General features: G+C 37.3%; 11 protein-coding genes. 2 read left to right on the top strand and 9 right to left on the bottom strand.

The features are described 5' to 3' along the window. Position 1: 1 nt before the first annotated feature. The 3 genes from aroC to ME3_RS06035 all read right to left on the bottom strand — a co-directional run bounded on the left by aroC (position 2) and on the right by ME3_RS06035 (position 3,086). Positions 2–1,096 (bottom strand): chorismate synthase, encoded by a 1,095-nt coding sequence (gene aroC / locus ME3_RS06045; protein WP_007478009.1) that lies wholly within the window; start codon positions 1,094–1,096, stop codon positions 2–4. Positions 1,097–1,239: 143 nt separating this feature from the next. Continuing rightward, positions 1,240–2,058: an enoyl-ACP reductase FabI gene (gene fabI / locus ME3_RS06040; RefSeq protein ID WP_007478008.1), complete on the bottom strand. Its 819-nt coding sequence runs from the start codon at positions 2,056–2,058 to the stop codon at positions 1,240–1,242. Between the two features lie 125 nt (positions 2,059–2,183). Further along, entirely contained in the window at positions 2,184–3,086 is a 903-nt protein-coding gene (locus tag ME3_RS06035) for a DnaJ C-terminal domain-containing protein (protein ID WP_007478007.1), read from the bottom strand. A gap of 326 nt (positions 3,087–3,412) precedes the next feature. Here ME3_RS06035 and pdxH point away from each other — a divergent pair, with 326 nt between their 5' ends. Continuing rightward, a complete protein-coding gene (gene pdxH, locus ME3_RS06030; RefSeq protein WP_007478006.1) occupies positions 3,413–4,036 on the top strand; it encodes a pyridoxamine 5'-phosphate oxidase in 624 nt (207 codons plus the stop codon). Positions 4,037–4,130: 94 nt separating this feature from the next. Here pdxH and ubiA read toward each other — a convergent pair whose 3' ends face one another. After that, positions 4,131–5,135: a 4-hydroxybenzoate octaprenyltransferase gene (gene ubiA / locus ME3_RS06025; RefSeq protein WP_007478005.1), complete on the bottom strand. Its 1,005-nt coding sequence runs from the start codon at positions 5,133–5,135 to the stop codon at positions 4,131–4,133. Positions 5,136–5,226: 91 nt separating this feature from the next. On the opposite strand from ubiA, the gene purD reads away from it, so the two are divergent. Further along, positions 5,227–6,501 carry a phosphoribosylamine--glycine ligase gene (gene purD / locus ME3_RS06020; RefSeq protein WP_007478003.1) on the top strand — a complete coding sequence of 425 codons (1,275 nt, stop codon included), beginning with the start codon at positions 5,227–5,229 and terminating at the stop codon, positions 6,499–6,501. A 395-nt stretch (positions 6,502–6,896) separates the two neighbouring features. Here the strand turns inward: purD and ME3_RS06015 are convergent, their stop codons facing one another. The 5 genes from ME3_RS06015 to ME3_RS05995 form a co-directional block, all read right to left on the bottom strand. Continuing rightward, entirely contained in the window at positions 6,897–7,427 is a 531-nt protein-coding gene (locus ME3_RS06015; protein ID WP_007478000.1) for a DUF6101 family protein, read from the bottom strand. Between the two features lie 143 nt (positions 7,428–7,570). Next, entirely contained in the window at positions 7,571–8,980 is a 1,410-nt protein-coding gene (locus ME3_RS06010; protein WP_039952675.1) for an FAD-binding oxidoreductase, read from the bottom strand. 2 nt (positions 8,981–8,982) lie between these two features. After that, a complete protein-coding gene (locus ME3_RS06005) occupies positions 8,983–9,945 on the bottom strand; it encodes an L-threonylcarbamoyladenylate synthase (protein ID WP_007477998.1) in 963 nt (320 codons plus the stop codon). Then, positions 9,942–10,613: a ribonuclease HII gene (locus ME3_RS06000; RefSeq protein ID WP_007477997.1), complete on the bottom strand. Its 672-nt coding sequence runs from the start codon at positions 10,611–10,613 to the stop codon at positions 9,942–9,944. The genes ME3_RS06005 and ME3_RS06000 overlap by 4 nt, the downstream gene beginning before the upstream one ends. 615 nt (positions 10,614–11,228) lie before the next feature. Next, the gene (locus ME3_RS05995) at positions 11,229–12,137 is read right to left on the bottom strand and encodes a 4-(cytidine 5'-diphospho)-2-C-methyl-D-erythritol kinase (protein ID WP_007477996.1); all 909 of its coding nucleotides are present in this window, start codon (positions 12,135–12,137) and stop codon (positions 11,229–11,231) included. Between the last annotated feature and the right edge of the window lie 93 nt (positions 12,138–12,230).

Below are 12,230 nucleotides of genomic sequence, written 5' to 3'. Positions count from 1 at the left end.
TTCAACTACAACTAACCTGACCACGGTGCCGTAAATAATGATCAGCAATAGCACAAGCAACCATCGCTTCACCAACAGGAACAGCACGAATCCCAACACATGGATCATGACGCCCCTTTGTAACAACATCCACATTGTTACCATTAACATCAATTGAACGACAAGGAACCAAAATTGATGACGTGGGTTTAACAGCAAAACGTGCAATAATCGGCTGCCCATTTGATATCCCACCTAAAATACCCCCAGCATGATTAGATAAAAAAAGCGGTTTACCGTCACTTCCCATTCGCATTTCATCTGTATTTTGTTCACCAGTCAAGCGAGCTGCGGCAAAACCATCACCAATTTCAACGCCCTTAACCGCATTAATTGACATTAAAAATGATGCGATATCTTGATCAAGTTTTGCGTAGATAGGTGCCCCTAAACCTACTGGAACATTTTCCGCAACAATCTCGACAATAGCACCAGTTGATGAACCGCTTTTTTGTAACTGAGTCATATAATCAGCAAAAATGCGTGCTGCTTCTGCATCAGGTGTAAAAAAAGGATTGTTATCAACCTCTGACCAATCCCAACGATCACGATTAATACTATAAGGGCCAATCGCCGTCACAGCTCCTCGCACAATTAAACCAGGAATAATTTTACGGGCAAGAGCACCTGCTGCAACACGTGCCGCTGTCTCTCGCGCTGAGGAACGTCCACCACCACGATAATCACGAATGCCATATTTAATATCATAGGTGTAATCTGCATGGCCTGGACGATATTGATAAATAACTTCACCATACTCTTTAGAACATTGATCTATGTTTCGAATAAATAGTGAAATTGGTGTACCTGTTGTTACCAATGTTGTGCCGTTATCTTGAGGCACAATTCCTGAAAGCACTTCTATTTGATCTAACTCTTGACGCTGCGTTGTATATTTTGATTGCCCAGGTCTACGTTTATTAAGATATGCCTGAATTTCTGCAAGAGTGAAAGCAATTCCTGGGGGGCAACCGTCAATAACACAACCAAGAGCAGGGCCATGACTTTCACCCCATGTTGTTACACGAAACAAATGACCAAATGTATTATGCGACATGGAGAAAGATCCATTTCTTCTTCAAATACATGTAACTATAGTGTGGATTGAACCGCGCAATACGATTTCATCCAAATGTGTCATTAACTGTCTGAACTTTAAATCAAATTGTCGCTAACATATAAAACTTTATGAACCAAGCCTTATTCTTTAACAACAGAAATATCAGGTGCATCAACAGCCTTCATACCGATAACATGATACCCAGAATCAACATGATGAATCTCACCTGTAACAGAACGCGATAAATCTGAAAGAAAATAAAGGGCAGAATCGCCTACTTCTTCGATTGTCACTGTACGACGTAAAGGAGCATTATATTCGTTCCATTTTAGAATATAACGAAAATCACCAATACCAGAAGCAGCTAATGTCTTAATTGGCCCTGCAGACACAGCATTAACACGAATGTTCTTTGGTCCTAAATCAACAGCTAAATACTTAACACTAGCCTCAAGAGCAGCTTTAGCAACCCCCATTACATTATAATTGGGAACGACCTTTTCTGCACCATAATAGGTCAGCGTTAAAATTGAACCGCCATTTGACATCAACTTTTCTGCACGCTGTGTAAGAGCTGTTAACGAATAAACAGAAATGTTCATCGTCATCATAAAATTTGACTCACTAATATCAACGTAACGACCACTTAATTCATCTTTATCTGAAAAACCAATAGCGTGAACTAAAAAATCAAGTTTGCCCCACTCTTTTTCTATTGTGCTAAAAACTGCATCAATAGATGCGCTATCGGAAACATCACAATGACCACAAACAAAACCGTTCAACTCTTGGGCTAAAGGCTCAACACGTCTCTTCATTGCTTCACCTTGATAGGTAAAAGCAAGCTCGGCCCCTGCTGCATTGGCCGCCTTCGCTATTCCCCAAGCGATAGAGCGATTATTTGCCAATCCTAAAATTAAGCCACGTTTTCCATATAATAAACCATTACTCTTCGTCATTAGCATCGCCTCATTGCTATTTGACATCAACATTATCTATATGCCTATGACACAGGTTACCTTTTTCTTCAAGCAATTGGTTTAAAATCAAACTTAAGTTATGCTTTTATATAAGAAAAAAGATGTTAATTGTTTTGCATTTGCAAAAATTGTTCTAATGCAGCATCTCCACCTTCTGGCAACATAATACGAACATGTACATAAAGATCATCTCTTTCACCATTTTTTAAACGAAGCCCCTTTCCTTTCAACCGTAAAACACGATCAGAACTCGACCATGGGGGAATTTTCAAAACCACACGTCCTTCCAAAGTGTCAACTTCTTCTTTGGCTCCTAAAACAGCATGCTTAAGAGAAACCGGCAAATCAAGATGAAGCGCTCTCCCTTCAACTCGCAAACGAGGATGTTTCTGAATACGAATAGTTACTAAAGCATCCCCTGCTTGCCCGTGTGCCACCTCTTCTCCCTGACCTTTTAAACGAATGGTTTGCCCATCTTCAACATAGTCTGGTAATTTAATTTTTAATTTTTTTCCAGTAGGAAAAGTTACTTCTACTTTGCTTGCACCCACCATCTGCTCTAATGTAATTGAAAGGCTGGTACGAACATGAGCCCCTTGTTGAGGTTGACTATATTGTGTTGAATTTGAAAAATTCCTTCCTCTTCCAAATAAATCACGAAAAATATCGCTTGCATCAAAACTTGCAGTACCTGAAGATCCAAAATCAAATCCTCTTGTGTCACCAGTAAAAGGATTTTGTTTGCTCCTAAAATTTCCCCCGGCGCCATAAGCTTGGTGAAGTGGTTTTCCTTCTGCATCAATTTCACCACGATCAAATTGTGCTTTTTTATCTTTATCACCTATAATTTCATAAGCTTGATTAATTTCAGAAAATCTTTCTTTAGCTTTGGCATCACCCATATTATGATCTGGATGATACTGCTTTGCTAATCTTCTGAATGCAGATTTAATCTCTTGCGGTTTTGCGGTACGTGCCACACCCAAAACCGTATAGGGATCACGCATATTGCCCTCTTTCTAGCTTTCCCGTTTTTCAAATATCAACCAGTAATATCGTTAAATATTTTTTATTACTTCATCAAGCTATTCAATAAAATCATTTTTCTTATCTAATATGTTTATAAAAAAACAAAATACTAGATAAAATGAATATTTTTAATTCAATATAGCTTATGGAACCCTATGTTAAAGATAAACATAATTGAAACACCACAATAAAAATATATAAAGCTATTAGCTTTTTAGAACAAAAGAATAACAGCACGTTATTCTTGATGGCAAAAATAAATCAAAAAATTTTTCACTCACACTAACTAACAGTGGAGTATATCATGAATAATAAAACACAAACGAATAATGATTTTATACAAACACAAAATCCTTTTGCAATTTTCGAAAATTGGCTTGAAGAAGCAAAAATAAGCGAAATAAACGATCACAATGCTATGGCACTCGCAACAGTTGATGAAACAGGTTTACCCAATGTTCGTATGGTTCTTCTTAAAGATTTTAGTCCTAAAGGTTTTGTCTTCTATACCAACTATGAAAGCTGTAAAGGACGAGAAATTTTAGGATCGATGAAAGCATCCTTAGGCTTTCATTGGAAATCACTTCGCCGCCAAATTAGAATTAGAGGTATTGTCGAAAAAGTAAGTACTAAAGAAGCAGATGCATATTTTCAGTCGCGACCACGAAAAAGTCGAATCGGTGCATGGGCATCTAAACAATCTCAGCCATTAGAAAATCGCCTTACTCTCAAAAAAGCAGTTGCTAAATATGCTGCACGTTATGCAGTAGGGAATATTCCTCGCCCACCCTATTGGTCTGGTTTTCGCATTAAACCTCTTTTTATTGAATTTTGGTGCGATCGGCCGTTTCGTTTACATGATCGCTTACTTTTTACACGTGACTCTATTGAACAAGATAGTTGGCAAAAACAAAGACTCTATCCTTAACCACTATCTTTATGAAGCCTTTACTCTTATAACAACAGCTTTCTGTTCTACTATTACAGAATATATGACCTTGTTTCTAAAAACTAGATTGTTCTTAAACTGCAGAATGTAATATCATCCAAATACCCCCACACACTAAACCAGCAAAAATAAAAAAACCAACAAACGAATTGGATTTGAAAAGTTTTAAGCATTGTGAGCTATCATCTATATCGATGACTTTGATTTGAATAAACATATGGATAGCAGCAATAAAAATCCCTACAAAGCTGAGAATGGATACTTGCGCTAAATAAAATGCCAAGCTAACCAGCATTATAAAACCACTATATAAAATCACCAGTGCACATTTGGTGTTTTTTCCAAAGAGGCGTGCTGTAGAATGCACACCAACAATAGCGTCATCTTGCTTATCTTGGTGAGCATAAATTGTATCATATCCAATTGTCCATAAGATTGATCCTGCATAAAGTGCGATTGGTGCCCAACTCAGACTTCCATACACAACTGCCCACCCCATTAATGCACCCCAATTAAACGCAACGCCTAAAAAAAATTGTGGCCAATTTGTTATACGTTTCATAAAAGGATAAATTGCAACCGCCACTAAGGATGAAATACCTAAAAAAAAGCTAAATGCATTAAACTGTAATAAAACACCTAAACCTATGAAACACTGCACTAATATAAAAATTTTTGCTTGAAACCGACTTACTTGACCTGCAGGCAATGGACGAGAACGTGTTCGTTCTACCTGAGAATCAATTTTGTGATCAACAAGATCATTCCAAGTACAGCCTGCACCTCGCATGGCTATAGAACCTAAAAAGAAAAGAAAAAGATACCAAATCCAACACATTATAATTGACAAAAAAGGTACTTGGAGCATCTCATAGGAAAGCATAGCCATGGTTGTTGACCAGAAACAAGGCCACATCAACAATTTCCACCCAATAGGTCTATCCCAACGTGCCAATTGAGCATAAAGCCACAAAGAACAAGGAAGTAAATAGTAGACCCATTGTTTAGGGGGGGCATCCATAACTCGTCCTTGATTTTCACAGGATTGAACATGTAAAATATTTTTACTTTTTTTCATCAAATGATTTCACCTTTGGTCTTGCGATAGAACCATTTCATTCTTATGAAAGAAAAACTGATTTAATCATCTTTTATGGTAGGAGCAAATCATGAACGTTCTTCTTATTGGATCAGGTGGACGAGAACATGCTTTAGCATGGAAAATAGCAGAGTCACCGCTACTTACAAAATTATATTGCGCTCCTGGAAATCCTGCAACAATAGAATTAGGTGAAAATATTGATTTAAACATCAATGATCACCCTCTTGTTATTAATTTCTGTAAAGCACACTCTATTGACCTCGTCATTGTTGGACCAGAAGGACCATTGGTCGAAGGTATAACTGATTCTCTTAATGCTGCTGGTATCTGTGTATTTGGCCCCACTCAAAAAGCAGCTCAATTGGAAGGCTCAAAAAGCTTTACAAAAGATTTGTGTTACAGAAATAACATTCCTACAAGTATCTATCAATGTTTTAACAATGCTTCACAAGCTAAATCCTACATCCGCCAACAAGGCGTTCCTATCGTTATTAAGGCTGATGGCCTGACTGCTGGTAAAGGTGTTGTTGTGGCTATGACAATGCAAGAAGCCTTTGAAGCCGTTGATGCCTGCTTTGAAGGTACATTTGACGATACAAAAAAGAAAATCGTTGTCGAAGCATTTCTGGAAGGTGAGGAAGCGAGCTTCTTTTGTCTCTGTGATGGTAAAACCGCCATCCCTTTTGGATCAGCACAAGATCATAAACGTGTTAGTGATGGCGACACTGGAGCCAATACCGGCGGTATGGGAGCCTACTCACCAGCTCCAATTATGACTGAGGAAATGGTTAACCGCACTCTTAAAGAAATTGTCGAACCCGCCTTGCATGATATGGCCGCAATGGGAGCCCCCTTTAAAGGTATTCTCTTCACCGGATTGATGATAACCCAAAAAGGGCCTGAATTAATTGAGTTTAATGTACGATTTGGTGATCCTGAATGTCAAGTTTTAATGATGCGCTTAAAAGATGATATTTTACCACTTCTCCTCGCAGCAGCTCAAGGAAACCTTAAAAATAAACACATTCAATGGTCTAAAAAAACCGCTCTAACAGTTGTTATGGCTGCTAAAGGTTACCCAAATGCTCCTCAAAAAGGTAGCATTATCCGCAATGTCGACAAGGTAAATGCTCTTCCTGATGTAAAAGTTTTCCAGGCGAGCACAGCTTTACATAATGGAGAATTAATCGCTAATGGTGGGCGTGTTTTAAATATAACAGCAACAGGAGAAACTGTTACACACGCACAAAAACGCGCCTATGAAGCTGTCGATTGTATTGATTGGCCACAAGGCTTTGTTCGCCGGGATATTGGCTGGCGTGCTATCGCACAAAAAAATTAGATCTTTTGAACTCTTTTTTGAGATAAGGTATTCATACAGTAAAAAGATCAATTGATCTGCTTATTACCCTTTATTCACAAAAGCTTTAGATGAAAAAAGTAGATGTTCCAAACACAAAAACTACACATTTTGTGATCATCTTACCATCCTATTTGTTTGAAACAAATTTACCAATCACTTTCCACGAAAGTGATATGCTTTGTGTAATATCAAAGCATAATAATATAACGCCCTAAAAACACAAATGATTGTAGCAGATATGTAAAAATCGGAAAAAAAGATTTTCCCTAATCACACAACTAAAACTACTTTTTACCACAATTAATGAAAAGTATAGAATGCCCCTGAAATAAACATGTCTACTCATACAGCATGAAAAATTAATCTATATCAATTTACTGTGAAACAACCCGATTAGTGACCATTAAACGTAAACCTAATGAATCACCACAACGGAGTAAAAAGCCCTTGTTTCTAGAAGATAGTGATGTCATATAAAAAAATTGACGTAAAATAGAATGATTTTTGATAATGATAATATTCTTATCTTCACAGATCATAAACATTGGTAGATTATAAATCTTTCCCCATAATCGCCAGTCTAACAGAACATTATTCAAATCTCTAGAAACTAAAAGTGGAATACAAGCTTCTTCATCTGTATGGAGCAATTCTAATGCGATAGTCTTTTCTCCTGTAAGAGTTTCTACTATACGCGCTGCAATTCCTTTGAAGTGATAAATTGGAATCAAACGTGACAGACTGGAAAAATTATCAACTTTCAGAGAAACACTTCGTTCATTCAACGAACAAATCATGTGATTTCCCGTTTTTGATACAAAGTATGTCGCCGTTTGTGGCAAATGGCATGGATTTAACCGAAACTCAGACCCCACTTTTGCCCGATTAAAACATTGATTAGCCATATAGTTTTTCCCAATTCACTTCAATAAAACATACTCTATATAATATCTTTTTATTATTGAATTATTAAGCTTTAGGTAAAAAATTTGTTTTCTTTTCGGTTATCAAAATCTCAATAAGAATAGAAATATTCATCATTTTCAATTTATAATACTTTGCCAGGATTCATAATTCCTAAAGGGTCAAATATTTTTTTAATCGCTTGCATAATTTCTAATGAAACGGGTGATTTAAAAGTACGCAGTTCTCTCCGCTTGAGCTGCCCAATTCCGTGTTCGGCAGAAAATGTACCTTGATAACGCATCACTAAACAATAGATCCGGTCATTTATTTGTGAATATAATTGCAAAAATGATGCAGTATCAGTCCCTATGGGTTGTGTAATATTATAATGGAGGTTCCCATCACCCATATGACCAAAACACACTACTCGCGCACCTGGGGCAATCTCTTCAACAATAAGAGCAGCTTCAGCAATAAAGTCAGGAATGGAGGCAATAGGTACAGCAATATCATGCTTAATAGACCCTCCTGCTAACTTCTGCGCTGGTGACATATTGTCACGCAATTGCCAAAAAAAATCTTGCTGTTTTAACGATTGTGCAACAACTGCATCCTCTATAATATTATCTTTTAAAGCTGTTTCTAAAATAACGTTTAACACCGATAGCGCTTCATTATCACTACGTGACGATGAAATATTAATCAAAACATACCATTCATGCTCATGCTCAAAAAGTGAATTAGCATGCATCGTATAATTTAAAGCCATTTGTAAGCTGAGTTTTCCCATAAGCTCAAAACCAGTTAACAATGCCCCCCCATAACACTGAGCAAGAGATAAAAATTTAAGAGCATTAGCTGGACTGCGTAAACCTACAAAAGCAACTGCTTTTCCTTTAGGCTTTGGAAAAAGCTTTAAAACTGCTGCAGTAATAACCCCTAAAGTCCCTTCTGAACCAATAAAAAGGTCTTTCAAATTATAACCGCTATTGTCCTTTTTAACAAAACGCAGATCATCTAAAATACGCCCATCAGGCAAAACAACTTCCAAACCAAGACAAAGCTCACGCATATTACCATAAGCTAAAACAGCTGTCCCTCCGGCATTAGACGAAAGATTCCCTCCTATTTGACAGGCCCCTTCTGAACCTAAAGAAAGAGGGAAAAAACGATCTACTTCATCTGCCTTTTTTTGTAAGGTATGTAAAATAACACCAGCCTCCACAACAGCAAAATTACCCTCAGGATTAACTAATCGAATTTTGTTTAAACGTTCCATAGACAAAACAACACTACGCCCACTATCATCTGGCTGTTGAGCACCCACAAGACCAGTATTTCCTCCTTGAGGTACAATTGGTGTGCGTGTTTTGCTGGCCAAACGCATAATAGATGATACCTCATCTGTTGAAGATGGCCGTAAAAGTAATGGCGTTCTTCCATGAAAAAGTCCACGATTTTCAAGCAAATATGGTGCAATCAAAGATTGATCTGTGATAGCATGTACAGAACCAACAATTTTTCTAAAACACTCAATTAAATTCTGCTCCACCTTCATTCTCCTCTCGGAGCTGAAGCACGCATCAAACGATCATTAATAGCTACACCTAATCCGTAAAATGGAATAGACTCCACTGCAATGCATTTCACCTTTAATGAATCCAACTGTTTCATATAGTCAAACAAATGGAATGCAGCTTCTTCCAATTGACCACTTTCACTTAAATTTAAAATAGAAATAGCATTTTCAGCACCTACAATGCGATTAGAGCCAAATGCCAAAAGTGCTTCGTCGCTCTTCACCTGTTGTGCATTTAAACGTACTAAAGCATTAGGAGCATAATGTGATTTTAACATACCTGGTGCCTCAATTGCAGCACGCTGATCTAATTGTTTTAAAGACTGCCCTGCCACTTCTTCAATTTCTTCAGCAGTTACCCCACCAGGACGCAATAGATAGATATTTTTATTACAAACCTTAATAATCGTTGATTCAAGCCCTATCTTAGAAACTCCTCCATCAATAATTAAAGGCACTGATGCCCCTAAAGATGCAAATACAGACGCAGCTGAAGTGGAGCTAAGACCTCCCGATTGATTTGCACTAGGAGCTGCTAAAGGTCGACCAAAATGTTGAACAACTTCTGCAAAGCCGCCAACAGGAAAACGAACAGCTAATGTATCAAGACCAGAAGTCGTTAAAGGATGAATATTATGATTAACCTTTAATGGTAAAACTAATGTCAAAGGCCCCGGCCAAAATGCTTCCATAAATCGACGTGAAAGCAAATCAATTTCCACATAATGTTCTGCCATAACAATGCTACTCACATGAACAATAAGAGGATTAAATTGCGGCCGCTTTTTTGTAGTAAAAATAGAAGCAACTGCTTTTCCATTAGTTGCATCACCAGCCAATCCATAAACAGTTTCCGTTGGTAACGCCACTAATTGACCCTGCTTAAGAACCTCAACCGCTTCTTTTATTGAAGCACTGTTTAAAGGTAGGATTGTCATGAAATATCATCCTTATAATCTTCTTTCAGAGGTGCAAAACTATAACGATGCAATCCTAAAATGGGCCCATATTTAGCGATAGCCGTACGATGTGCTACTGTTGCATAACCCACATGTTTTTCTAAACCATAACCTTCATAAACCCGCCCAGCACATTCCATCATTCGATCACGTGTTACTTTGGCAACAATGGATGCTGCCGCAATTGAAACCGAACGCTGATCACCTTTTATCAAAGCAGTTGCTGGACATGGCAAATGGGGCGGAATATCACGCCCATCAACCAATACATAATGAGCTGGAATGGAAAGTCCTACAACACAACGCCGCATTGCTTCTAAAGTTGCTTTCCTGATATCAGATTGATCAATCACACGGGCGCAAATACTTGCAACAGAAATTGCCAACGCATTTTGGAAAATTTTACCATAAAGTTGATTGCGCTGTTGAGCAGAAAATTTCTTTGAATCATTCAACCCTTCAGGAATGTGGTTTTTATCTAAAATAACTGCTGCTGTTACCACAGGTCCAGCTAAAGGCCCTCGTCCAACTTCATCGACACCCGCTATATAAAAGAAGCCTTGTTTGTGTAAATCCAATTCGTGCGAAAAATCTGGCTGAAGTGGCACATTAAATACATTTGAAAAATTGCGAACACGACGAAACATATATTTATATTTACATTACCACCCATTTTCCGCAAGCCCTACAGTAAAAATAGCTTACTCCAACATTTTTTAGCTCTCAAACAACATGATAACAAAAAATCAAGTATAGGGGGAAGCGTTAGTTTTCCAATAAATATTATTTATACATCTTTACATACCTTAATCAAACCTAGAAAACAAACACGAAAATTCCATTGATTATCTCCCACTCTTGTACATGATGAGGTTATTACAACATCAATCATCTCAATAAAAAACTCTGTGAAAAATATACTCAAAATTCTCTTATTTGTTTGTTTAAAAGAGGCTTTAAAGTTTCTCGCGTAAATACTTCTACCTTCTAAACAAAAAACTATTGTGATGATAATCTCAAGTAAAGAGCAGCCCCATGTCTTTTACCTACACAACATATTATTGCTAACATTACTTTTAAAAAATGCGTATCACTCGATTAAGAAAACTATTTTAAGCTACCCTTTTCAAATACCGTAAAAGAATTATTGCTCTTTTCCAAAATGTATTTGGATATGAATAAAAAATTTAATATTAAAGAGCAGAAACATAAATTAGTTAATTATTACTATAAACAACAACCCTTAATGCTCACATCGCTTATCAAAACTTTCCTACAGTCATAATTGATTTAACAAACCAATTTGGATGTGCTGATTTAATAAGGAAAGCCGCTTTTTGAGCTGCTTGTTGATCTTTAAAAATGCCAAAGCAAGTTGCGCCTGAACCTGACATACGAGAAAAAAGAGCTCCACTTTCATCTAATACATATAAAACCTCAGCCAATCGAGGTGCAATTTTTAATGCAGGAGCAAAAAGATCATTACGCGTTTCTTGTAAAGCTTCAACCAATGAAAAAACTGTTTTTAAAGCTGCTGGATCAATTTTTAAATGAGGATGATCGCGCTTTTCCAAAGCCTGAAAAATAGCGGATGTTTCAATTTGTTGACCATGATTTACTAATACCATTGCAATAGAACAGGCTTCTTTTAGTCGCGTTATATCACCGCCAATTCCTTGGACAAAAAGTGGTTGCTGATATTCTAATGCAAAAAGACACATTGGTACATCAGCACCAAGTGCTAGACTAATTGCCGCTAATTCTTCACAAGAACAATCAAGATTCCATTGCCGGCGCAATATACTGAAAACCCCAGCAGCATCTCCTGATCCACCACCAATACCCGAAGCAACAGGTAACGTTTTAATAAGCTGAAAAAAGGCAGGTTTAGCATTTTCAGGAAATATCTTGCACATCAAATTGCGGGCGCGGATAACTAGATTATCTGAATAAGAAACAAGCCCATTAGCAAAGGGACCTTTTACAATAAAGTGATCTTTTGTAAAAGGTGTATAACTTAAACAATCTCCACTAAGACTAAAATAGACTAAACTTTCTAACAAATGATAACCATCAGCGCGCTGACCCACAACATGTAAAGCCAGATTCAACTTAATAGGTGTAAAAAAATGAAAACCCTCTTTAAGAGAAGCCTGTGCACCTGATATCATTTAACGTAATATTCACCTGTACGAGGGTCTTTCACAAGAGTTCCCTTTACATCTGTACATGATTTAACTCTTGTATGGCAAATACGTTGCAAC

The sequence above is a fragment of the Bartonella melophagi K-2C genome (genome assembly GCF_000278255.1).
GTDB classification, from domain to species: domain Bacteria; phylum Pseudomonadota; class Alphaproteobacteria; order Rhizobiales; family Rhizobiaceae; genus Bartonella; species Bartonella melophagi.
Note: the sequence above shows the minus strand (reverse complement) of the source record. Positions and strands in the feature narration are given on the sequence as shown.